The 23,074-nt window shown below is 75.3% G+C and carries 18 protein-coding genes; 10 read left to right on the plus strand and 8 right to left on the minus strand.

The annotated features are described in order from the left end of the window. The first annotated feature begins 21 nt into the window (after positions 1–21). Together ABTZ03_RS13430 and ABTZ03_RS13435 are read left to right on the plus strand one after the other, a co-directional pair. On the plus strand, positions 22–894 hold the full coding sequence (locus ABTZ03_RS13430) for a Vgb family protein (protein ID WP_350513055.1): 873 nt from the start codon (positions 22–24) through the stop codon (positions 892–894). 6 nt (positions 895–900) lie between these two features. After that, entirely contained in the window at positions 901–1,227 is a 327-nt protein-coding gene (locus tag ABTZ03_RS13435) for a hypothetical protein (RefSeq protein ID WP_350513056.1), read from the plus strand. Here ABTZ03_RS13435 and ABTZ03_RS13440 read toward each other — a convergent pair. Genes ABTZ03_RS13440 through ABTZ03_RS13450 form a run of 3 tightly spaced genes read right to left on the minus strand, consistent with a single transcriptional unit; the run spans position 1,218 to position 5,888 of the window. Continuing rightward, the gene (locus ABTZ03_RS13440) at positions 1,218–1,775 is read right to left on the minus strand and encodes a GAF domain-containing protein (protein ID WP_350513057.1); all 558 of its coding nucleotides are present in this window, start codon (positions 1,773–1,775) and stop codon (positions 1,218–1,220) included. The two genes, ABTZ03_RS13435 and ABTZ03_RS13440, sit on opposite strands and share 10 nt — an antisense overlap. Next, positions 1,759–2,655 (minus strand): S8 family peptidase, encoded by an 897-nt coding sequence (locus ABTZ03_RS13445; protein WP_350513058.1) that lies wholly within the window; start codon positions 2,653–2,655, stop codon positions 1,759–1,761. Before ABTZ03_RS13445 ends, ABTZ03_RS13440 begins: the two co-directional genes overlap by 17 nt. Continuing rightward, positions 2,652–5,888: an adenylate/guanylate cyclase domain-containing protein gene (locus ABTZ03_RS13450; RefSeq protein ID WP_350513059.1), complete on the minus strand. Its 3,237-nt coding sequence runs from the start codon at positions 5,886–5,888 to the stop codon at positions 2,652–2,654. The genes ABTZ03_RS13445 and ABTZ03_RS13450 overlap by 4 nt, the downstream gene beginning before the upstream one ends. A 403-nt stretch (positions 5,889–6,291) precedes the next feature. Here ABTZ03_RS13450 and ABTZ03_RS13455 point away from each other — a divergent pair, with 403 nt between their 5' ends. The 3 genes from ABTZ03_RS13455 (at position 6,292) to lanKC (ending at position 10,633) form a co-directional block, all read left to right on the plus strand. Then, positions 6,292–6,480 (plus strand): hypothetical protein, encoded by a 189-nt coding sequence (locus tag ABTZ03_RS13455; RefSeq protein WP_350513060.1) that lies wholly within the window; start codon positions 6,292–6,294, stop codon positions 6,478–6,480. Between the two features lie 148 nt (positions 6,481–6,628). Next, a complete protein-coding gene (locus ABTZ03_RS13460) occupies positions 6,629–7,867 on the plus strand; it encodes an MFS transporter (RefSeq protein ID WP_350513061.1) in 1,239 nt (412 codons plus the stop codon). 93 nt (positions 7,868–7,960) lie between these two features. Beyond that, positions 7,961–10,633, plus strand: a complete 2,673-nt coding sequence (gene lanKC, locus ABTZ03_RS13465) for a class III lanthionine synthetase LanKC (protein WP_350513062.1) — start codon at positions 7,961–7,963, stop codon at positions 10,631–10,633. 282 nt (positions 10,634–10,915) lie between these two features. On the opposite strand, the gene ABTZ03_RS13470 is transcribed toward lanKC, so the two are convergent. Beyond that, complete coding sequence (locus ABTZ03_RS13470) at positions 10,916–12,760, minus strand: AfsR/SARP family transcriptional regulator (protein ID WP_350513063.1); 1,845 nt, start codon at positions 12,758–12,760, stop codon at positions 10,916–10,918. A gap of 546 nt (positions 12,761–13,306) precedes the next feature. Here ABTZ03_RS13470 and ctaD point away from each other — a divergent pair. The 4 genes from ctaD (at position 13,307) to ABTZ03_RS13490 (ending at position 17,441) form a co-directional block, all read left to right on the plus strand. Next, complete coding sequence (gene ctaD, locus ABTZ03_RS13475) at positions 13,307–15,136, plus strand: aa3-type cytochrome oxidase subunit I (protein ID WP_502894456.1); 1,830 nt, start codon at positions 13,307–13,309, stop codon at positions 15,134–15,136. A 128-nt stretch (positions 15,137–15,264) separates the two neighbouring features. Continuing rightward, complete coding sequence (locus tag ABTZ03_RS13480) at positions 15,265–15,798, plus strand: hypothetical protein (protein ID WP_350513064.1); 534 nt, start codon at positions 15,265–15,267, stop codon at positions 15,796–15,798. A 398-nt stretch (positions 15,799–16,196) separates the two neighbouring features. Then, positions 16,197–16,919 (plus strand): response regulator, encoded by a 723-nt coding sequence (locus tag ABTZ03_RS13485; RefSeq protein ID WP_350513065.1) that lies wholly within the window; start codon positions 16,197–16,199, stop codon positions 16,917–16,919. Positions 16,920–17,036: 117 nt separating this feature from the next. After that, on the plus strand, positions 17,037–17,441 hold the full coding sequence (locus ABTZ03_RS13490) for a pyridoxamine 5'-phosphate oxidase family protein (RefSeq protein ID WP_350513066.1): 405 nt from the start codon (positions 17,037–17,039) through the stop codon (positions 17,439–17,441). 69 nt (positions 17,442–17,510) lie between these two features. On the opposite strand, the gene ABTZ03_RS13495 is transcribed toward ABTZ03_RS13490, so the two are convergent. Further along, the gene (locus ABTZ03_RS13495; protein WP_350513067.1) at positions 17,511–18,863 is read right to left on the minus strand and encodes an FAD-dependent monooxygenase; all 1,353 of its coding nucleotides are present in this window, start codon (positions 18,861–18,863) and stop codon (positions 17,511–17,513) included. A 202-nt stretch (positions 18,864–19,065) separates the two neighbouring features. On the opposite strand from ABTZ03_RS13495, the gene paaI reads away from it, so the two are divergent. After that, positions 19,066–19,482, plus strand: coding sequence for a hydroxyphenylacetyl-CoA thioesterase PaaI (gene paaI / locus ABTZ03_RS13500; RefSeq protein ID WP_350513068.1), 417 nt, complete (start codon positions 19,066–19,068; stop codon positions 19,480–19,482). A gap of 74 nt (positions 19,483–19,556) precedes the next feature. On the opposite strand, the gene ABTZ03_RS13505 is transcribed toward paaI, so the two are convergent. From ABTZ03_RS13505 to ABTZ03_RS13515, 3 genes are read right to left on the minus strand one after another with little or no spacing between them, the layout of a single operon-like run. Then, a complete protein-coding gene (locus ABTZ03_RS13505; RefSeq protein ID WP_350513069.1) occupies positions 19,557–20,813 on the minus strand; it encodes a phenylacetate--CoA ligase family protein in 1,257 nt (418 codons plus the stop codon). Between the two features lie 14 nt (positions 20,814–20,827). Next, complete coding sequence (locus ABTZ03_RS13510; RefSeq protein WP_350513070.1) at positions 20,828–21,700, minus strand: SDR family NAD(P)-dependent oxidoreductase; 873 nt, start codon at positions 21,698–21,700, stop codon at positions 20,828–20,830. Continuing rightward, complete coding sequence (locus ABTZ03_RS13515) at positions 21,697–23,058, minus strand: MFS transporter (RefSeq protein ID WP_350513071.1); 1,362 nt, start codon at positions 23,056–23,058, stop codon at positions 21,697–21,699. Before ABTZ03_RS13515 ends, ABTZ03_RS13510 begins: the two co-directional genes overlap by 4 nt. Positions 23,059–23,074 lie beyond the last annotated feature (16 nt).

Raw genomic sequence — 23,074 nt, forward strand, 5'->3', positions numbered from 1 at the left:
CGATAGTAGCGAGGGGTGGGCATGGAACTGTTCGACGTGGCCGAGCGGGGGGCCAGGCCGTACGGGATCACGGTGGGGCCGGACGGCGGGATGTGGTTCACGCTCATCAACACCGGCGAGATCGGACGGCTGGCCGCGGACGGGACGGTGCGGCGCTTCGACCTGGGACGGCCGCGGTGCGCACCGTCGGTGATCACCGTCGGGCCGGACCGGGCGCTCTGGTTCACCGAACTGAACGCCGGCGCGATCGGCCGGATCACCCTGGACGGGCAGGCCACCTCGTTCCCGCTGTCCGGCCCGGGCGTCGGGCCGGGCGGGATCACCACGGGGCCGGACGGGGCGCTCTGGTTCACCGAGCTCAACGTCGACCTGGTCGGACGGATCACGGTGGACGGCGAGGTGACGGAGTACCCGCTGCCGGTGACCGGGGCGTTCCCCGCCCTGATCACCGCCGGGGCGGACGGCGCGCTGTGGTGCACGCTCAACCAGGCGGACGCGGTGGCACGGGTGAGCCTCCAGGGCGAGGTGACCGTCCACCGGCTCCCCACCGAGGGGACGGCGCCGGTCGGCATCACCGCCGGGCCGGACGGGGCGCTCTGGTACGTCGGGATCGGCGGCGGGCTGGTCGGGCGGATCACGGTGGACGGGCGGGTGACCGAATACCCGCTGGCCGACCGGTCCGCCAGACCGCACGCGATCACCGCGGGCCCGGACGGGCGACTCTGGTTCACCGAGTGGGGCTCGGGCCGGATCGGCGTGCTGGACCCGGACGGACGGCTGGACGGCCACCCGATCCCCGGCGCGGACGCCGAGCCGCACGGGATCGCGGTCGGCCCCGACGGGGCGGTGTACGCGGCGCTGGAGCGCGGCCAGATCGCCCGGCTGGCGGGCTGAGCCGCCGTGCCGGGGCAGCGGGCCCGCAGGCGCAAGCGCGACGAGGAGCGGCGGCGGTGGCAGGAGCGGCGGGCCGCCGTCGAGGCCACCGCCGGGCCGTGGGAGGTGCTGTTCAGCACCCAGGACCCGGCGGAGCACCGGGCCTTCGTACGGCAGCTGCACGAAGGCGGGCTCCCCGAGGACGTCGAGCTGGCCTGCGACATGCTCTGCGGGCGGCTGGTGCGGCCGACCTGGTACCAGGTGCGGATGCGCCGCCTGAACGACGGGGCTCAGGACGCCCGGGGGGCTCAGGACGTCCAGGGGCCTCAGGACGCCCGGGGGGCTCAGGGCTGACGCCGCAGCAGCTCCTCCAGGTCGGCCAGCAGGCCGAGGGCGGCCGCCCGGTCCGGCACCGGCCGTGGGGCCGGGGAGCGCTCGGCGACCACCCGCAGGGCGGCCGCCGCCTGCCGGGCGAACATCGCCAGCAGGTCCAGCTCGGTCAGACCCGCGCGGGCCTGCGGGGCCGGGTCCAGCACCTCCAGCACGCCGAGCACCCGGTCGCCGTGGGTGAGCGGTGCGGCCATCAGGGAGTTCGGGACGTAGGCGGTCGACTCGGCGAAGGCCCGGTCGAAGGTGCGGTCGGCGGCCAGGTCGTCCACCACCATCGGCTCGCCGGAGGCGGCCACCCAGCCCGCGATGCCCCGGCCGGCCGGGAAACGGCGGCCGACCAGGGACTCCTCGCCGCGCCCGGAGACGGCCCGGAAGACCAACTCGCCGGCCGCCTCGTCGAGCAGGCAGACCGAGCCCGCCTGGGCGCCGAAGATCGCCCGGGCGACGTCCACCACGGACTGCAGCAGCTCGCGGGCGAGCGGGTCGACGGCGGGGTCAGTGCTGAGGGTCATCGGACGCCTCCGGGGTGGGGGTGGACGGGACCTGGACGTTGGCCGCGGTGAGGTAGAGCGCGCTCTTCAACTGGAAGGTGGTCAGCCGCGGCCGCCGGGACAGGATGCGGGCGCAGAGCCCGGCCACGTACGGGGTCGCGAAGCTGTTGCCGGTGGTGCGGATGGTGGCGCCGCCGAGCCAGGGCACCCGGACGTTCTGGCCGGGGGCGAAGAACTCGACCGGCGGCGCCGGGTTGTAGAGGTGCAGCTCCGGGTCCGCCTCCTGGTGGCTGCCCACCGAGATGACCGAGGAGAACCGCCAGGGGAAGCTCTCCACCGGGGTGTTGTGGGCGGAGGCGACGATCGCGGTGCGGGCGAAGTAGGCGTCGTCGGCGATCGCGTGCAGCTCCTCCAGGAAGCGGGTCCGGGTGGTGGAGAGACTGAGGTTGATCACGTCGAAGCCCTGCCGGACGGCCCAGCGCAGCCCGGCGATCAGCATGTCGCCGGTGCCGGTGAACCGCTCGCCGAGCACCCGGACGCTGTACAGCTCGCAGTCCGGGGCGGTGCGGCGGATGATGCCCGCGCAGGCGGTGCCGTGGCCGCAGGCGTCGCCGACCGTGTCGGGGCGGACGGCCAGCTCCCGGGTGACCGGGTCCCGGACCACCGCCCAGGAGCCGTTCAGCGGGCCGATCAGCGGATGGTCGGGCTCGATGCCGGAGTCCACCACGCACACCCGCACGCCCCGGCCGGTGCCGCCGGCGTGGTCGCCCTCCGGGGCGTGCTCGTCCGCCGGGTCGCGCCGGTCCTTCAGGTCGTACCGGTCCACCAGGTCGGCCAGCACCGGCAGTTCGTCGCTGCGGCGCTCCCGCAGGCTCCAGGTCAGGCCCGCCGGGGCGGTCACCGCCCGCCGTCCAGCCGCTCGGCCCGGCGCACGCCCGGCAGGTGGCCCTTGGCCGCGAAGCGGTCCCGGGCGGTGGCGGCGGCCACCGCGGCCTCGGCGGGCCGGTCGAGCAGCAGCAGGGCGTGCGCCCGGTCCAGCGCGGTCAGCGCCTGGAGCAGCACCGACTCGGTGGCCCCGGCGGCCCGCAGGGCGCGCTCGGTCAGCTCCAGCGCGGCTTCGGACTCGCCCCGGGCCGCCGCCAACCGGCCGCGCAGCGCGTCCAGTTCGACGGCCAGCACGGGCGGCAGCGCGGCGGCCGCGTCCACGCCGTCCAGGTGACGGGCGGCCTGCGCCGGGCGGTCGGTGTCCAGCAGGACGCGGGCGGTGGTCAGGGCCAGCCGCGGCAGCGGGGCGGCGCTGCCCTGGCGGCGGGCGATCTCGGCGGCGTCGGCCAGCAGGTCCAGGGCGTGGGCGGTCAGCCCGGTGGCGGCCGCGGCCTGGGCGGTCAGCGCGGGCAGCGAGACCATCGCCTCGGCCAGCGACAGTTCGCCCGCCAGCCCGTTGGCCTCGGCGAGCAGCAGCTCGGCCTCGTCCGGACGGTCGCGCAGGGCGAGCAGGACCGCCAGCGGGCCGTTCAGCGCCACCCGGACGGTGCGCCGGCCGGTGCCGTGCTCGGCGAGCAGGGCACGCAGCCGGAACGTCGCGCCGGCGGCGGGCTCGGGGCCGGCCAGCAGCGAGGCGGCCAGCGCCGCCAGTACCGCGGCGCGGTCCAACTCGGCGTCGGTGCGGGAGACTTCGTCGAGCGCCTGGTCGAGCAGCCGCTCGGCCTCGGTGTGCCGGCCGGCCAACAGGTGCTCCTCGGCCAGCCGCAGCCGGGCGCGGGCCAGGCCGAGGGCGTCACCGCTGTCGGTGAACAGCGGCAGCACGGCGCGGGCGGTGGCGGCCGGCTGCTCCGGCCCGGGCGGCAGACCCCGGGCGGCCAGCGCGAGGCGGGCGTGCGCGGCGTCCAGCGGGTCGGCGGCGGCCTCCCGTACCTGGGCCAGCACCGGGAGCGCCTCGTCGGCGCGGCCGAGCGCCAGCCGGGTCTCACCGAGGCGGCGCAGCACCGGGCCGGCGGTGCGCTCATTGGGGTAGTGCAGCCGGACCGAGCGCTCCAACAGGTCGGCGGCCTTGAGCAGTTCGGCGCCCGCGAGGGCGCGGGCCCCGGCGGCGCCGAGGGCGGCGGCGGCCCGGGTGCGCAGGGTGTCCGTGCGGGAGTCCAGCAGGCCCAGTTCGAGCCGGTAGCGGTGGGCGCGCTCCAGGTGGCCGCCGACGGCGGCGTCCCCGGCGGCCCGGACGGCGGGGAGGTCGGCGGCGCGCTCGTGGCGCTCGGCGCGGGCCCGCTTGGACATCGACTGGTAGACGGACTCCTGGACCAGGCCGCTGCTGAACCGGTAGCCGGTGGTGGGCGGTTCGGGGCTGCGGGGTGGGGTGGGGCTTTGGGCTGGCGTGGTGCTGTCGGTGGTGGTGCTGCGGGGCCGGGTGATGCCGTCGGTCGGCTCGATCAGGCGGCGGTCGGCCAGTCGGGCCAGTGCGGCGTGCAGCCGGGGCGGGGTGGTGTCGCCGGTGCCGGGCGGGGTGCTGGGCAGGCCGTCGATCGGGCCGGTGAACACGTCGTCCTCGGGGTCGGCGAAGGCGTCCTGATCGGTGCCGCCGTGGGCGAGTTCGGCGAGCTCGGCGGCGGTGAAGACGCGACCGAGGACGGCGGCGAGGTCCAGGGTGGTGCGCTCGTCCCGCTCCAGGCCGTCGATCTGGGCACTGAGCAACGCCCGTCCGGTGGGCGGTAGTTCGTCGGGGAGGGCGGGGCCGTTCAGCCCTTCGGCCTCGGTGAGGGCGGCGAGCAGCTCCTCCAGGTGCAGTGGATTGCCCTCGGCGCGCTCCAGCAGCCGGGTCGGCACCGCGTCCTGGTGGGCGCTCAGCTCGGTCAACTGGGCGGCCAGCAGGGCGGATTCGTCCCAGGACAGGCCGCCGACCGGAAGGATCGGCAACTCCGGGCGGGCGGAGAGGAGTTCCGGCCGGGACAGGCAGAGCAGCAGCACCGGCGCCGGGCCGAGTGCGGCGATCAGCCGCTCGGCGGCGTCCAGCAGGACGGGGCCGGCCCACTGGCAGTCGTCCAGCACCAGCACGGCCGGACGCTCGACGGTGCGGCCGCGCAGGATGGCGGCCAGCTGGGCCAGGGGGCGGTCGAGGGGACCGGTGCCGGTTGTGGTTGTGGCTGTGGGCTCGGACACGGCGTCGGCGAGGCGGGTCAGGGCCTCGGCCGGGGCGGCGGCCCCGGGCTCGTCCAGCAGGGTCCGGACCGCCTCGGACAGCGGTGCCAGCACGCCCTGCTCGCCGAAGCTGCGGCAGCGGCCGGTGCCGCTGCGCGCGGTGTGCCGGGCCGAGCGCTCGCGCCACTCGCGCACCAGCCGGGTCTTGCCGATCCCGGCCTCGCCGACCACCAGCAGCAGTTCGGCCCCACCGCCGCCGGCCACCCGCGCCAACGCGGCGTCCAGGGCGTCGAGTTCGCTCTCCCGACCGACCAGCGGAACATCGAATCGGCGCAGCAGCTCCGGGTCGTCCTCGTCCAGGCCGACCAGCCGGTAGGCGGTGACCGGTTCGACCTTGCCCTTCAGCTGCAGCGGCCCCACCTCGTCCACCTGGGCGGCCGGCCCCGCCGCGCGCAGCGTCTGCGGGCCGATCAGCACCTGGCCGGGGGCGGCCCGGGTCTGCAGCCGGGCCGCGATGTTCACCGTCTCGCCGGAGATCAGCGCCTGACGCGCCGAGGCGTCCGAACCCGCCACCACCTGGCCGGTGTTGACCCCGATCCGGACGTCCAGCCGGACCCCGAGAGTGGCGTCCAGCTCGGTGTTGAGGTCCTCCAGGTCCTCCAGCATGGCCAGGGCCGCGGCCAGCGCCCGGTGGGCGTCGTCCTCGCGGATCACCGGCACGCCGAAGACGGCCATCACCGCGTCCCCGATGAACTTCTCCAGGGTGCCGCCGTGCGCCTCGATCTGGCGGTGCATCCGCTCGAAGTAGCGCAGGATCACCTCGCGCAGGGTCTCCGGGTCGAGCGCGCCGGAGAGGGCGGTGGAGTCGACCAGATCGCAGAAGACCACGGTGACCAGCTTGCGTTCCTCGGCCGCCAGGTCGAGGGCGGTCGCCCGGGGGGCGCCGCAGGCGGGGCAGAACTGGTCATTGGTGCTGGCGAGTTGGGCGCATTGTGGGCACGGCATGGTGGGAGTCCTTCGATAGTCCTTCGCGGTGCGGAGCGATCGGCCGGACGGCAGTGGTGGTCGGGCGGCCGGGCGGCGGTGGTGGTCGGGCGGCCGGGCGGCGTGGTCGGTGCCGTCGGGGTGGGTGTGCGGGCGTGCCCGGCCAGGGTCGCCGGGCCGGCTTCGAGTCCGGTTCGGAGACGGTGTGCGGGCGGTATGGCCGCAGGTCGGAGCGGGGAAAGGGCGGGCGACGGCGGGTGCGGGGGGCGGCGCGATGCCGCCGGCACCGGCGCCGACCTGCGGCCATACCGGTGGCCAACCGTTTCCCGGGCGATCCGCAGCCCGGCCTGCCTAGGGTGGGCCGCCGCGACGGACGGCCGGCCCTCGCGGCTTCGACAGCCCACGTACCGAAGGGAGTTCCACCATGGCCGAGAACATCGAGAACATGGAGCAGAACATCGAGGAGCCGAGCGGCGAGGAGAGTGCGGAGGTCGAGGCGCACGCCGCCAACATGCTGGACCTCCAGGCGCTCAAGGTCCTCCAGGCCGCCTCGGACGGCAACTGCTTCAGCATCGTCAGCTACGTCAACTCCGCCGAGACCTCGGCCTCCTGAGCCGCGGCAGGTGAGTGACCCCGGCACGGGGGCGGTCGCACCGCCGCCCCCGGCCGTCGGTCCGGTCCGGTTCGTCTGCTTCGGTACCGGCGCCGTGGACTCCGTATGAGCACCCCCCGGAACATCCCCCCGAGCATGGAGGACGGCCATGGCTGCCACCCCCGCGGCGGGGCCCGCTCCGCTCGCCCGCAACCGGGACTTCCGGCTGCTCTGGGTCGGCGGCCTGCTGGCGTCGCTCGGCTCCCAACTTGCTTCGATCGCCCTGCCGTTGCTCGTCCTCCGGGAGACCGGCTCACCCGCCCGGGCGGGCGCCATCGGCACCGTCTCGGTCGGCGCGCTGCTGCTCAGCATGCTGCCCGGGGGTGTGCTCGCCGACCGGATCGAACGCCGCCGGCTGATGCGGCTGTGCGACGTCGGCAGCCTGCTCGCCGTCACCGCCCTCGTCCTCGCCGTGCTCCACGGGCACGCCCCGCTGGTCCTCGTCCTGCTGGTCGCCGCCGCCGGGGCCCTCATCGCCAGCACCTACGGGCCCGCCGCCGGCGGCCTGCTGCGCGCGGTGGTGCCACGCGAACAGGTCCGCGAGGCCTCCTCCCGGATGCAGGCGCGCGGCGCCGCCGCCAGGCTGGTCGGACCGCTCGGCGGCGGTGCGCTGTTCGCCTGGCACCCGGTGCTGCCGTTCCTCGCCGAAGGCGTCGGACTGTTCCTCTCCACCGTCTGCGTGGCGCTGATGCGCACCCGCTCGGTGCCCGAGACCAAGGCCGGAGCGGTGTTCAGCCGCAGCGAGCTGACCGCCGGGATCGCCTTCATCTGGCGGCAGCCGTACCTGCGGACGCTGCTGCTGATCTTCGGCCTCGGGATGAACTTCGCGTTCAGCGCGCTGATGTTCACCACCCTCGCCGTCGCCTCCGACGGCGGGCACTCCGGCGTGGGCGGCGGCACGGTGGTCTCCTGCACCGCCGCCGGCGCGCTGGCCGGGGCGCTGCTCGCCCCGCGCCTGGACGCCCGGGCGCGCGACGGCAGCCTGGTGGCACTGGCCTGCTGGGCGTCCGCGCTGACCGCCGGGGTCCTGGTGCTCACCCGGGCGCCGGTGCTGATCGGGCTGCTGTGCGCGGTCTGCATGTGCCTGTCCACCGTCGCCAGCATCGGTTTCGTCTCCGGCATGCTGCTCGCCGCCCCGCCGGACCGGATCGGCCGGGTGCAGAGCGCGGCCGGGTTCCTGTCGACCCTGGTGCAGCCCTTCGGCCCGCTGGTCGGCGGTGCACTGCTCGGCGCCCTCGGCGGCACCCGGAGCTTCGCTCTGCTGGCGCTCGCCATCGCGCTCTGCGCGGCCGTGGTGACCTGGGCGCCACCGGTGCGGCGGGGGCCGGTGGCGGTCCCGGCGGGCTGAGCCCGGCAGGGCGGGTTCGGCAGGGTGAGGAAGGGCGCGGCCGGGCGCCGGTGGGACTCCGCGTGACGACTCAGGGAAAGGGGGTGGTGCGCTGTGGCCGGCGCCCACGAGACCCAGCTGTACTGCCTCGCCGACCCGACCTACTACGACACCCCCGGGCGGCTGCCCGACCGGGCGAGCCGCTACCGGCCCGGGACCGGAGAGGTCCCGGCCGGGTGGCGGCGCGAGCGGCAGGGCCTGTGGACGGTGCTGCTGCCGGACGGCGTACGGCTGCCGGAGCAGGGGTGGAAGCTGCACGTCTCCGCCGTGCCGGAGCAGGCGCCGGACACCCTGGAGACCGTCGCCCGGATCTGCACCGCCCGTCGGACGGCCTTCAAGTTCCTGCGCAGCGCCCAGGCGCTGCGGGTGGCGGACAGCAAGTACGCGGGGCGCGGCAGCAGCGGCAAGTTCATCACCGTCTACCCGGTGGACGAAGGCGAATTCCTGGCCTTGGCCGAGGAGTTGGGCGCCGCCCTGGAAGGGCGGCCCGGCCCGTACGTGCTCACCGACCTGCGGATCGGCGGCGCCCCGCTGTACGCGCGCTACGGCGCCTTCGTCGAACTCTGGTGCCAGGACGCGAACGGGCGGACCGTCCCCGCGCTGCGCGACCCGGCAGGCCGACTGGTGCCGGACCCGCGCGAACCCGTGTTCCGGCTGCCGTCCTGGGTCGAGCCCCCGGCGGCGTTGCGCCCGCACCTGGCCGCCCGGCAGGCCGCCGCCGGGGACCTGCCGTACCGGATCCTGGACGTGCTCCAGTTCACCAACGCCGGTGGGATCTACCTGGCTTCGGACCTCGCGACCGGCGAGCGGGTGGTGCTGCGGGAGGCCCGACCGCACGCCGGGCTGGACGCGGCGGGCGCCGACGCGGTCACCCGGCTGCGGCGCGAACAGTGGGCGCTGGAGCGGCTCGCCGGACTGGACTGCGTGCCCCGGCTGCGCGAGGTGCGCACGGTGTGGGAGCACACCTTCCTGGTGCAGGAGCACATCGAGGGCGTCCAGCTGTTCGCCGAGGCCATCCGGCGCTACCCGCTGGTCCACCAGAACTGCACCGCCGCCCAGCGGACGGAGTACGCGGACTGGGTGACCGGGGTGGTCGCCCGGCTGGAGCGCGCGCTCGAAGCGCTGCACCGGCGCGGAGTGCGGTTCGGGGACCTGCACCCGGCCAACGTGGTGCTCCGGCCGGACGGGTCGGTGGTGCTGGTCGACTTCGAGTACGCGGCCGAGCTGACCGACCGGCGGGTGCCGGTCGCCGGAGCGGGCGGTGTACCGGTGCCGGCCGGGCTCGACGGGGCGGCGGCGGACCGGTACCTGCTGTGGGCGAGCTGGCTGATGCTGCTGATGCCGGTGACGGAGCTGGCCGAGCGGGACCCGGGGAAGCTGGCGGCGCTGGAGCGGCGGGCGCGGGAGTGGTTCGGGCTGGGGGAGGGGGACGGGCCGGTGCGACCGGGGGTGCCGGGGGTGCCGGGGGTGCCGGCGGTGTCCGGTGCGGCTGGCGTGGCGGTGGCGTGCGAGCGGCGCGGGCGGGAACTGCTGGACGGGCCCTCGCTGGGCGCCGTCCAGGACGAACTGGTGGCGGGCATCCACGCCGGGGCCACCCCCGACCGGCCGGACCGGCTGTTCCCCGGCGACGTGGCCGGCTTCGCCGACGGCGGCACGGGCGTCGCCCACGGCGCGGCCGGAGTGCTGTACGCGCTGCACCGGGCCGGGGCCAGTTGGCCGGAGGAGTACGCGGACTGGCTGGTCGCGGCGATGCGACGGCGCGGCGTCCGGTCCGGGCTCGGGTCCGGGCTCGGGTCCGGGCTCGGCGGGTTGTACGACGGGCCGCTCGGGGTGGCGGTGGTGCTGGCGCGGATCGGGCGGACGGAGGATGCGGCGGAACTGCTCGCGCGGGTACGTGAGGGGCGCGGCGCGCGTGGCGCGGGTGCGGTGCGGCCGGCCCGGGAGCCCGGGTTGTACGGCGGGCGGGCCGGGGCGGCGCTGGCCCGGGTCCGGCTGGCGTCGACGCTGCCGGGGCCGGCGGCGATGGCGGACCGGCTGTTGACGGAAGCGCTCGGGGACGCACGGGAGTTGGCGGCGGCGGTGTGCGGGGAACCGGTGGCCGGGCTGACCGAGCCGACGGCGGCCGGGCTGCTGTACGGGCTGGCGGGGATCGCGCTGCTGCAGCTCCGGCTCTACCGGTGCACGGGGGAGCGGTGGCTGCTCGACGCGGCGCGGGTGGCGCTGGAACGGGCGATGGGGCAGTGCATCCGGGTGCCGGACGGCTCGGTGCAGGTACTGGACCGGGGGCGGCGGCTGGCGTACCTGGACCGGGGGAGCAGCGGGATCGCCCTGGTGCTACGGGAGTTGACGGAGCTGGGCGGGGAGCTGCGGGGTGCGGACGCCTTCGTGGCGGACGTGCGGAAGGTGTGCGCGCCGGGGTTCATCCGGGAACCGGGACTGTTCCGGGGGCGGGCCGGGCTGATGCTGGCGCTCGCCCGGCTGGGCGGGGACGGGGCAGTTCGGGAGGGGGCGGCGGCTCGGGAAGGAGCGGTTCGGGAGGCGGTGCTCGGGCAGGTGCGGAAGTTGCAGTGGCACCTGGTGGCGCGGCCGGAAGGGCTGCTGGTGCCGGGGATGCGGCTGCGGCGCTTCTCGGCGGACCTGCACACGGGGGCGGCAGGAGTGCTGCTGGCCCTGCGGGGGGTGGAGGAGGTGGGGGCGGCCGGGGTGGAGTTGGTGACGCTGGGGTGAGCTGTGCCGCCGCTCCGCGGCGGGTCCTGGGCCCCTCCGGGGCTGCGCTGTTGCGCCCCTCCGGGGCGCCGGGTGAGACGGGGATGGAGAGGCGGGGGTGTTGGGGCGGGGATGGAGAGGTGGGGGGTGTTGGGGCGGGGATGGAGAGGTGGGGGGTGTTGGGGCGGAGGTGGATGGGCGGGCGGGGGTGGATGGGTGGGCGGTGTTGGGGCGGGGACGGAGAGGAGGGACGTGTTGGGGTGAGTGGGGATAGGGGGAATTGAGCTCGGGACGGGGCCGGGGTCAGGTGAGGGAGGGGGTGGTCAGGGTGGTGGCGTGTTCGCGGGCGTGGAGGTGGGTGAGGCGGGGGAGGGCGTAGAGGGCGGCGTGGGCGGTGACCTCGCCGGTGGGGGAGGTGACGGCGCCGGTGTCGGTGAGGGCTTCCAGGGTGCGCAGGGCGAGGTGTTCGGGGCGGCCGAGGGCGGTGGCGGCCTCGGGGAGGGTGAAGAGCAGGGCGAGGGGCAGGGCGGCCAGTCGGGCGAGGGCGAGCCGGCCCTGCTGGGGGAGGTCGTGCCAGCCGGAGTCGAGGCGGGCGCGGACGGTGACGTCCCCGGCGACGAGTTCGTCCAGGGCGCCGGTCGGGTCCTCCAAGCGGGCCGCGTATTCGGCGAGCGGGAGGTGGCGCAGGACGGCGAGGCGGGCGCCGGCGACCCGGACGGCGAGCGGCAGCAGTCCGCAGGCGTCGACGATCCGGGCGGCCGCGGCGCGGTCGGCGCCGGTCCGGCCGGGGCCGGTGATGCGGCCGAGCAGGTCGAGGGCCTCGGCCGGGGTGAGCGGTGGGACGGTGATGCGGTGCACCGCGGTCAGGCCGGCGAGTTGGCTGCGTGAGGTGACCAGGACGGAGCTGCGGCCGGAGCCGGGCAGCAGTGCGCGGACCACGGACTCGTTCGCCGCGTCGTCCAGGACCAGCAGCATCCGGCGTCCGGCGAGGGAGGCGCGCCAGAGGGCGGCGGCCCGGTCGGGATCGCCGGAGTCCGGGGCGGGGACGTCGTTGAGGTCCAACCGGCCGGTGAGGACGGCGAGTTCGTCGAGCAGCTCGGGGAGCGGGCGCGGGGTGCCGTCGTCGGCGCGGAGGCGGAGGAGCAGGCGTCCGTCCGGGAAGCGGTCGGCGAGCAGGTGGGCCGCGTGGACGGCGAGCGCGGTCTTGCCGCTGCCGGCCGGCCCGGAGAGCAGCGTGACGCGGCCACCGGACTCGCCCAACTCCGCGACCAGTTCGTGCAGTTCGTCGGTCCTTCCGGTGAAGTCGGCGGTGTCGGCGGGCAGCAGGGTGGCGGCGGAGGCGGCCCGGGCGGTGCGGCCGGCGGCGGGCCGGGTGCGGCCGCGGGCGAGCAGCAGGCGGTAGCGGTCGGTCAGGGCGGGGCTGGGTTCGAGACCCAACTCGCGGGCGAGCAGCTGGCGGTGGGTGTCGTAGACGGCGAGCGCCTCGGCCTGGCGGCCGGACTGGTGGAGGGCGTTCATCCGGGCGGCCTGGAGGCGTTCGCGCAGCGGATGGCGTTCGGCGAGGTCGGCGAGCTCCTCGGCCACGGCGGTGGCGTTGCCGAGCTCCAACTCGGCTTCCGCCCAGTCCTCGTGGACGCCCAGGCAGCGGGCCTCCAAGCGGTCGGCCTCGGCCTGGACGGCGGGGGAGTGGCGCAGGTCGGCGAGCGGCGGGCCCTGCCACAGGTCGAGGGCCTGGCGCAGCAGGCGGGCGGCGGGGGCGAGGGCGCCGCGGTCGGCGGCGGACCGGCCGGCCCGGGCGAGGGCGCGGAACTGCAGGACGTCCAGCTCGGGTTCGGCGATCCGCAGCAGGTAGCCGCCGGCCGAGTGGACCAGCCGGTCCGGGTCGTCGCGGCGGCCGAGCAGGGTGCGCAGGGCGCACACGTAGACCTGGAGGTTCTTGCGGGCGGTGCGCGGTGGCTCCTCGGGCCACACCGCGTCGGTGAGCAGCTCGACCGGGACGGCCGTGTTGGCCCGGCTCAGCAGGACGGCCAGCACCAGGCGCTGCTTCGGCGGCCCGAGCGGGAGCGGGCGGTCGCCCGCCTCGGCGGTGAGCGGGCCGAGGACGCAGAAGCGCTGCGAGGTGGGGGCGGCGGGCCGGGCCTGGGTCATCGGCGTACCTCCGGGACGTGACTGGGGGCGTGCGGGGGCGTGACCGGGGGGTGGTGCGGTTCCTGGGCGCAGGCTAGTGGACGGCCGGGGGCGTCGAAGGGCACGGAACCGGGCGGGTTCGGGCACGGGATCGACACAACTCCCTCCTGTCGGAGGATGGTTGAAGGATCTTGGGAAGCTCCCGGCCGGGCGGGGTCGTGGCTGGTGGGGAGGGGTACGGGGCGGCGTCGGGGGGCGGCGTTCGGGGGTCGTACGGGGGTTCGTCGTCCGATGGTTCGGGAGCGGTCGGGGGACGGTTCGGGAACGGTTCGGGAACGGTGCGGCGGGGGTGCTCCGTTGGTCCTCCAGCGGGGCTGGGCGGCGGGGTGAGCGGGGCGCGAGCGAGAGGGCGGGCCCCGGGGGTCCCGGTCGGGAGGTCCCGGTCGGGGGCCGGAACTCGGGCCCAGCGGCCCGGGCCGGGCGGGCCCAAGGACCCTGGGGTGCGCGGGGTGCGCGTTCGGATCATGGATCGCCATCATTCGCACGACGTTCCGAAGGAGTGCGTCCTTGAGCGCCACCCAGGCACAGGGCGACCCCACCTCACCGCCAACGCCCCTTCCGGCCGGGCCGGTTCGAGCCCGCCGACCCGGATCGGCCGTGGTCAGGCTGCTGACCACCACCGACCACAAGACGATCGGCACCATGTACCTGGTGTCCTCGTTCGCGTTCTTCCTGATCGGCGGCGTCCTCGCGCTGGTCATGCGCGCCGAACTCGCCCGGCCCGGGACGCAGATCCTCTCCAACGAGCAGTTCAACCAGGCCTTCACCATGCACGGCTCGGTGATGCTGCTGCTGTTCGCGATGCCGCTGTTCACCGGCTTCGCCAACTGGATCATGCCGCTGCAACTCGGCGCGCCGGACGTGGCGTTCCCACGCCTGAACATGCTGTCCTACTGGCTGTTCATGTTCGGCTCGCTGATCGCCGCCGCCGGCTTCGCCACCCCGCAGGGGGCCGCCGACTTCGGCTGGTTCCTCTACGCGCCGCTCTCCGACGCCGTCCACTCGCCGAGCATCGGCTCCGACATGTGGATCATGGGCGTCACGCTGTCCGGCTTCGGCAGCATCTTCGGCGCGGTCAACTTCATCACCACCATCATCTGCATGCGCGCCCCCGGCCTGACCATGTTCCGGATGTCCATCTTCTGCTGGAACGTGCTGCTCACCTCGGTGCTGGTGCTGCTGGTCTTCCCGGTGCTGGCCGCCGCGCTGCTCGCCCTGGAGTGCGACCGCAAGTTCGGCTCGCACGTCTTCGACCCGACCAACGGCGGGGCGATGCTGTGGCAACACCTGTTCTGGTTCTTCGGGCATCCCGAGGTGTACATCCTGGCCCTGCCGTTCTTCGGCATCGTGTCGGAGATCATCCCGGTGTTCAGCCGAAAGCCGATGTTCGGCTACGCGGGCCTGATCGCCGCCACGGTGGCCATCGCGGGGCTGTCGGTGACGGTGTGGGCACACCACATGTACGTCACCGGGCAGGTACTGCTGCCCTTCTTCTCCTTCATGACCTTCCTGATCGCCGTGCCGACCGGCGTGAAGTTCTTCAACTGGGTCGGCACCATGTGGAAGGGCTCGCTCAGCTTCGAGACGCCGATGCTGTGGACGGTCGGCTTCCTGGTCACCTTCCTCTTCGGCGGCCTGACGGGCGTGCTGCTCGCGGCGCCGCCGATCGACTTCCACGTCTCCGACTCGTACTTCGTCGTCGCGCACTTCCACTACACGCTGTTCGGCACGGTGGTGTACGCGATGTTCGCCGGATTCCACTTCTGGTGGCCCAAGATGACCGGCAAGAAACTCGACGAGCGGCTCGGCCGGATCACCTTCTGGACGCTCACCGTCGGCTTCCACGCGACCTTCCTGGTGCAGCACTGGCTGGGCGCCGAGGGCATGCCGCGCCGGTACGCCGACTACCTCGCCTCGGACGGCTTCACCACCCTGAACACCGTCTCCACCATCGGATCGTTCCTGCTCGGGCTGTCGATCCTGCCGTTCCTGTACAACGTCTGGAAGACCGCCAAGTACGGCGAGAAGGTCACCTCCGACGACCCGTGGGGCTGGGGCCGCTCGCTCGAATGGGCCACCTCCTGCCCGCCGCCCCGGCACAACTTCGTCAAGCTGCCGCGGATCCGCTCCGAATCCCCGGCCTTCGACCTCCACCACCCGGACATCGCCGCCCGCGACGTGCTGCAGCACAGCGGGAAGCCGGCCCAGCATCTCGGGGACGTGGAGCCGGCGAAGTACGACCGGCCGCTGACCCGGGCGGAACGGGCGCGGGTGGCCGAGGCGGTGGCGAGCTCGGGCTCGGGCTCGGACGCGGGCTCGTCGGCCGCCGACGGCTGAGGCCGGTCCCCTGACCGCCGTCCCCGCCCGCAGCGCTGCCCCGGGCGGGCGGGGACGGCTCCCCGAATCCCGTGATCCCCGTGATCCCCGTGACACCGTGAACCCCGCGACCCAAGGAAGGCCGGCCCGTGACCCACACCGTCCTCGCCATCGGCACCGCCGCGCTCACCGCGAGCGGCTGCGTCTGGTACCTGCCCGCCATCGCCGACCTACAGGCCGGCGCCGACCGGCCGCGCTCCACCCGTACCGCCGCGGCGGCCTGCGTGCTCTGGTGGGCGGCGCTCGCGCTGGCGGGCGGGCTGCTGCTCGCCCTGACCGACTGGCGGCCCGCCGCCCAGGTGGCCCTCAGCGGGCTGGTCGGCGGCACGGCCCTGCGGATGCGGGCCCGGTGGGAACGGCGTGGGGAGCAGCGGGAGAGCGCGGCCCGGTGGGCCGCCCTCGACGCCGGGCCGGTACCGCGGGGCGGCCGACCGGCGGCCGTCGCCCTGGCCGGATGGCTGGTGGTGGGGGCCGCCGTGGCCTCGCTGGGGGCGGTGGCGATCCTGCTGTCGGACGGCGGCGGGCTCGGCGCGAAGGTCCTGCTCGCGGCGGTCAGCGGGGCGGGCGTGGCCCTGGCGTTCCTGCTGATGGGGCTGGGAAGCGCGCGGCGGCAGGGGCGTTGAGTGGGGGGCCATGGCGCCCCTCCGGGGCCGCGCTGTTGCTCCCCTCCGGGGCGCGCTATGGGCGGGGCGGGAAAGGGGGCGGAGGGAAGTCGTGGGGGCGTGAAAGGGGCGGGGGAGTTGGTGGGGCGGGAGGGTGTGCGGAGAGGGGGAGTTGGCGGAAAGGGTGAGCGGGGGGAGCAGAGAGAGGAGTTGGCGGAAAGGGCGAGCGGGAGGGGAGGGACGGGGAGTAGGGCGGGGAGTTGGCGGAAACCGTGAGCGGGGGAGCGGGCGGGAGCGGGCGGGGGCGGGCAGGGTGGAATGGGGTCGTTGGGCCCTGGGAGGGGGTGTCGGGGTGGGGGATGATGCGGTGGGCCCCGCTGGGAGTGTGCGGGGGTGACGAAGGTGGAGCGAGCCGCGTGATGGCGACCAAGGCGGAGGGCGCCGGGGCTCCGGCGCCGGTCCGGGTGTTCCTGCTGGACGACCACGAGGTGGTGCGCCGTGGGGTGCACGACCTGTTGGACGGTGAGCCGGACCTGGAGGTGGTCGGGGAGGCCGCGACGGCGGAGCAGGCCCTGGTGCGGGTGCCGGCGCTGCGGCCCGATGTGGCGGTGCTGGACGTGCGGTTGGGCGACGGGGACGGGGTGTCGGTGTGCCGGGAGCTGCGCTCGCGGATGCCCGACCTGGCCTGTCTGATGCTGACCTCCTTCGACGACGAGGAGGCGCTGCTGGACGCAGTGATGGCGGGTGCCGCGGGGTACGTGCTGAAGCAGATCAGCGGTACCGACCTGGTCGCCGCCGTCCGTACCGTCGCCTCGGGGCGGTCGATGCTCGACCCCGGCGCGGCGACCAGGTTGTTGAACCGGTTGCGCAGCGACGCCGAGCCGGCCCGGCCGGTGACCGCCGGGCCGGGGTTGACGGCGCGCGAGCAGGAGGTGCTGGCGCTGATCGGTGAGGGCCTGACCAATCGGCAGATCGGTGAGCGGCTCTACCTGGCGGAGAAGACGGTGAAGAACCACGTGTCCCGGTTGCTCGCCAAGCTGGGCGTGGAGCGGCGGGTGCAGGCGGCGCTGATCGCCACCGAGCTGCGGCAGTCGGCGGCGCAGGCCGCCCAGCCGCGCGGTGGCCGGGGCTGGGCGAGCTGAGACGGCTGGGTGAGCTGAGGCGGCTGGGCGGGCCGGGACCCGACCGGGCCCCTCGGCGGGACCGGCGGGACCATCGGCCCTCGTGAGGGGGCCCGGCCCGGGGCGAGCATCGCTCGCATGAAGCGCGATCACGTTCCGTCCCCCCGCCCCTCCTCCGGCGACCTCCCCGACCGGTCCGGCCTCCGTGAACTCGACCGGAGCCGGGCGTTGGAGCTGTTGCGCCGGGCCCCGGTCGGGCGGGTGGTCTACACGGTCGATGCCCTGCCGGCGGTGCTCCCGGTGTCGTTCCGGCTGGCGCCCGGCGGGGTGCTGGTCGCGGCGTCCGCCGACTCCGAGCTGGCCCGGGCGGTGGACGGCGCGGTGATCGCCTTCGAGGCCGACGAGGTGGACGGCCGGGACGGTTCCGGCTGGTTCGTCACCGTCCTCGGCCGTGCCCAGGTCCGTCCGGTGGCGGCCGGTGCCCCCGACGCGGTCCGGATCCGGATCCGCCCGGAGCTGGTCATCGGCCGCTGCCTGCCGTAGCCCGGGGCCGACAGCACGGGGGCCGACGGCACGGGGGGCGGCGGTTCGGCCCCGGCGGTGGCGGGGCGTTCAGGAGTAGTCGGGCAGGTCGAAGACGGTGGCGGCGCGGAAGGCCGTCTCCATCTCGATCCCCGGCCGGTCGAAGCCCCGCACGCCCTCGCCCGCACTTCCGCCGTCGTGCTCGCCGCCGGACGCCGGGCCGTCCGGGGCCTCGAACAGGTTGGTGCCGTGCCCGTCGGGGCCGGTGGTCAGGTCGAGGATGGCCTGGTTGGCCGCGACGTGGTCGCGCAGGCGGTGCTCGTAGGCGGGGAAGGCGGTGCGGTGGTCGCCGTCCGCCGCGTGCAGTTCCCCGGCCAGGACGTAGGCGCCGGTCAGGGCCACGCTGGTGCCCTGGCCGGTGAGCGGGGAGCAGCAGTACCCGGCGTCGCCGACCAAGGTGACCCGGTCCTTCGACCAGCGGTCCATCCGGATCTGGGCGACGACGTCGTAGTGGAAGGCCTCGGTCTCCCACATCCCGGTGAGGAAGCGCGGCACCTCCCAGCGCAGGTGGGCGCAGCGTTCGGCGACCAGTTTGCGCTGCTCGGCGCGGTCGCGCGGGAGCATCAGGTCGAGCGGCTCGTCGGTGTTGAAGCGGACGAAGACCCGCAGTTCGGTGTTGTCCCGGACGGTCATCACCAGGGAGCCCCAGCCGTCGTCGGACTGCTGGATGATCTCCCAGCGGTCGAGGCCGAGGTGGTTGGGGACGCTCCAGCCGGCGATGTAGATGCCGGTGGAGCGGAGGTGGTCGGTCTCGGGGCCGAAGACCAGTCGGCGGGTGGTGGAGTGGAGTCCGTCGGCGCCCACGACCAGGTCGTAGGAGCGTTCGGTGCCGTCGCGGAAGCGGACCCGGACGTCGTCCGGGCCCTGGACGAGGGTGGCGATGGAGTCGTCGAAGCGGTACTCGACGCCGGGCCCGGCCGCCGCGGCGATCAGTTCCGCCAGTTCGTCGCGCAGGATCTCCACGTCGGGGCCGCCGACCGGGCCGCCGCTGGCGGTCCATTCGGTGGTGCGGTTCAGTTCGCGGCCGTCCGCGTCGAGCAGGGACATCCCGCGCAGGCCGGTGCGGCGGGCCCGGACCTCTTCGAGCAGGCCCATCCGGTCGATGACGTCCAGGGCGTTGCCGCGGATGTCGACGGCCTGGCCGCCGCCGCGCAGGGCCGGGGCGCGCTCCACGACGGTGACCCGGAAGCCGTAGCGGTGGAGCCAGTAGGCGAGGGCGGTGCCGGCGATCCCGGCGCCGGAGACCAGGACGGAGGCCCGGGGCCGGCGGGCTCCGGGCTTCGAAGGTGCGTGGTCCGCAGAGGAGTTGGTGCGGGAGTCGATCGACACGGTGGCCTCCGGTGAGTCGGTGCTGCTGTTGTGGACCAGCCTGCGCCCGCCCACTCACAGGACGCGAACAGTCCGCTCACAGCACCGGCAACCCACTGGCAGCCCACCGGCAACCCGTCGGCAACCCGCTGACAGCCCGCCGGTACCGGTGGACCGCTGACCGGGGACCAGCCACTGACCGGGGATCAGCCGCTGACCGGAGGCGGCCGGTCCCCTACGCTGGGCCGGACACCGTCGACGGAGGGACCGCGCCGCCATGTTCGACCCCGTGATCGCCGCCCTGTACGAGCGGGACGAGACCAGCCGCTCGCTGGGCATCGTCTTGGCGGAGGCGTCCGTCGGGCGCGCGGTGATGCGGATGACGGTGGCCCCGACGATGGTGAACGGGCACGGCACGGCGCACGGCGGGTTCCTCTTCCTGCTGGCCGACGCCGCCTTCGCGTACGCCTGCAACAGCCACGGTCCGGTGACCGTCGCCCAGGCGGCCCAGGTGGTCTTCCTGGCTCCGGCGGCGGTGGGGGACGAGCTGGTGGCCGAGGCGGTGGAGCGTGCGCGGGCCGGGCGTGCCGGGATCTACGACGTGACGGTGCGCCGGCCGGCGGACGACCGGGTGATCGCCGAGTTCCGCGGGCAGAGCGTGGTGGTCGGGGGCCGGCCGCAGAACGACGGTTGAGCGGCCGACTCCCCCGGCACGCAGAGCTCGCACGCACGGCTCGCGCGCACGGCTCGCACGCACAGCTCGCCCGCTCAGTCGTGCGGGCGCTCGTCCAGAACCTGCTGGAGCTTGCCCGTGCGCGGGTTGGTGACGAGTTCGGCGCGCGGGACCCACTCCACGGTGAGGTGGTGGACGGTGCCGAGCGCGACCTCCGCGGGGTAGAGCGGGCGGGCGGCGTAGACGGCCTCGACCAGGCGCTCGGAGAGGCCGGGCGGGGGCTGTTCGGTGCAGCCGAGCCGAAGGAGGAGGCCGTCGCGGCCGTCCCAGCGGCGCTGGACCAGCTGCATCCCGGCGATGGCCCCGGCCGGGTCGGCGGCGAGCAGGGCGGCCCGGACCTCCTCGGTGGGCATCGCGACCGGTCCGACCCGGGCGCCCTCGGCGGAGCGGCCGAGCAGGCGGAAGCGGCGGCACCCGTCGTCGGTCCATTCGGCGCGGTCGCCGGTGGGGTAGCGCAGGATCGGCAGCAGGGTGCGGAACAGGTTGGTGACCACGACCCGGCCGGGCACGCCGGGGGTGGTGATCGGCTCGCCGGTGGCGTCGTCGACCAGCTCGACGACCGTCCGGTCCGGGAAGGCCTCGTGCACCCGGGGGTCGTCGCCGGGCACCGGGGAGCCGACCAGCCCGGCGTCGTTGGAGGCGTAGCCCACGGAGGCGACGACGGCCTTCGGGAAGGCGCGGGCGAGCAGCGGGCGCAGGTCGGCGAAGAGCAGGTCGCCGCCGAACAGCAGGAGTTCGACGGAGTCGGCGCGCTCGCCGCGCCGCACCAGGCACTCGGCGACGGAGCTGAGCTTCATCGGCTCGCCGGCCAGGACGTGCACGCCGAAGCCGCTGATCAGGTCGGCGACGGCGTCGTCCGGGGCGGCGCCGCCGACGGCCAGGCGGACGTTCTCCACCGGCGCGTGGTGCAGGGCGTTCTCGATGTAGAGGAAGCCGCCGTAGAGTTCGCCGGCCATGAAGAGGTTGGCGACCCGGTGGCCGGGCCGGAGGCCGGCGCGGACCAGGCCGGCGCCGAAGGCGGTGACGGAGTCGGCGTGTTCGGTGCGGGTCCACGGCGAGAGCTTGGGGGCGCCGGTGGTGCCGCCGGTCCGGTAGACGCCGGCGTCGGTGAGCGGGCCGGTCAGCACCCGGTTGTCGGGCCAGGAGTTGGCGGTCCAGAAGGCGGCCTGGTCGATCACCGGGAGCCGGTCGAGCCGGTCGGTGCCGGGAGGCAGGTCGCGGTAGAGCTCGGCGTAGAACGGCGAGTGGGCGCGGGCGAACGCGACCAGTTCGGAGACGGATTTGGCGGGCACGTCGACTCCACGGTTCAGGAGGGGAATTCGGGCTGTCCGAGCCAGGTGCGGGCGAGCCGCTGGACGGTCGAGCCGTCCCGGTCGGCGAGTTTGGCGGCGAGGTAGGCGGAGGCCCAGGGGCCGGTCGGCACCCGGAACGGCGGGTCCTCGTCGTCGAGGGTGCGGAGCACGACGGCCGCCACCTCCCGGGCGCTCTGGGCGGCGCTCTCCCAGCCCTGGGCGCCGAGTCGGTCCAGGTAGCCGGCGAAGGTGGGCGCGTACGGGCCGGAGGCGGCGTGCAGGGTCCGGCGGTCGACGTCGGGGAAGATCCCGAAACGGGAGTCCGGCACGAAGCCGGGGACGACGACGGAGACCCGCACGCCGTGGGCGGCGGCCACCGGGGCGAGCGCCTCCATGAAGCCCTCGACGGCGAACTTGGCCGCGCAGTAGGCCTCGTTGAAGGGCTGGCCGATGACGCCGTGCACGCTGCCGACGGTGATCAGCCGGCCGCCGGAGGCCCGCAGCAGGGGCATCGCGGCGCGGCTGACGGCGGCCACGCCGAAGAAGTTGACCTCCAGGTTGGCGCGCAGCGCGGCGTCGGTGGACATCTCCAGGGTCGGGTCGGAGTTGGCGACGCCGGCGTTGTTGACGACGGCGTCCAGCCGCCCGTACGTCCGGGCGAGGTCGTCCACGCAGTCGGCGACGGAGGCGGGTTCGGTGACGTCGAGGCGCCGGATGTCCAGGGTGACCCCGGCTTCTCGGGCGGCCTTCCGCAGCGGGCCCGAGCGGGCGGGGTCGCGCAGCGAGGCGACGGTGGTGAACCCGGCGCGGGCCGCGGCGACGGCGGTGGCCAGGCCGATGCCGGAGGACGTCCCGGTGACCAGCAGCACCTGGCCCCGGGCGCTCACGGGGTGTGCTCCACGGGCTCGGCGGCGGGCTCTGCGGCGGGTTCGGTGGCGGGTTCGACCGTGGATTCGATGGCGGCCTCTGCGGCGGGTTCGACCGTGGATTCGGCGGCGGCCTCGGCGGCGGACGCGTCGAGCAGCGGTTGGATGCCGAGGGCCGGGACGAAGGAGCAGGCGGCCAGCAGGGTGCCGCCCGCCATCGCGGCCCGGGCGGCGTCGAGGACGCCGAGCGGCCCGGTCAGCAGGGTCACGGCCAGGCCGCCGACCAGGGCGGCGAGCGGGATCACACCCCAGGTGACGGTCCGGAAGGCGGCGTGCATCACGCCCTGGTTGCGCGCGGACATCCGGGACTGCCGGGTGGGGGCGCTGCACACGTTGAGGCAGGACATGAAGAAGCCGTAGCAGCCCATGGTCACGGCGATCACCGGGCCGGGCGGCAGAGCGGGCGCGGCGAGCACGCCGAGGCCGACCAGGCAGTGCAGCAGCAGCGACCAGGCCAGGGTCCGGCCCAGGCCGAACCGCCGGGAGAGCCGGGGCGCGACCACGGCGCCGAGCAGTGCGCCGAGGGCCGCGACCGACATGGCCGCGCCGAAGACGCCGACCTGGACGCCCAGGCCCCGGTAGGCGAGGACGGGCAGCACGGTGACGAACACCGGCCCGCCGCAGTTGAGCACGACGGCCGCCAGCACCACCCGGCGCAGCACCGGGTCGGCCCAGTTCAGCCGGAAGCCGCGGGTCAGCCGCTCCCGGATGCCGCCCTCCTCGACGGTCCGCTCGCCCCAGGGGCGCATGGCGCGGAAGCAGGCCGCCGAGACCAGGTAGCTGGCCGCGTCGGCCAGCAGGGCGGCCACGCCGAGCGCGCTGTAGAGGGCGGCCGCGATGGACGGCCCGGCGACCTCGGCGACCGAACCGCTGCCCTCCAGCCGGGAGTAGGCGCGGACCATGCCGTCCTCGGGCACCACGGCGGGGACGGCGACCAGGTAGCCGACGTTGAAGAAGATGGTCGCGCCGCTGATGACGGCGACGCAGCCGAACAGCAGCGGGGTGGAGAGCACGTCCAGCGCGTAGGCGAGCGGGATCGCGGCGACGGCGGCCAGCCGGACCAGGTCGCAGACCAGCATGGTGCGGCGCTTGTCCCAGCGGTCGACCAGCACCCCGGCGATCGGGCCGAGCAGCGGGATGCCGAGGTACTGGGCCATCGCCACCACGCCGACCTGGAGGGCGGAGGCGTGCAGGGCGAAGATCATCAGGGTCGGGACGACGAAGACGGTGACCTTGTCGCCCACCAGGCTGACGGTCTGGCCGGCCCAGAACAGCGAGAAGCCTCGCCCCAGTCGGGTGCTCGCGGGTCCGCCTTTCACGTCTGCTCCGGGTCCG

The sequence above is a fragment of the Kitasatospora sp. NPDC096077 genome (assembly GCF_040303245.1).
Lineage (GTDB): Bacteria > Actinomycetota > Actinomycetes > Streptomycetales > Streptomycetaceae > Kitasatospora.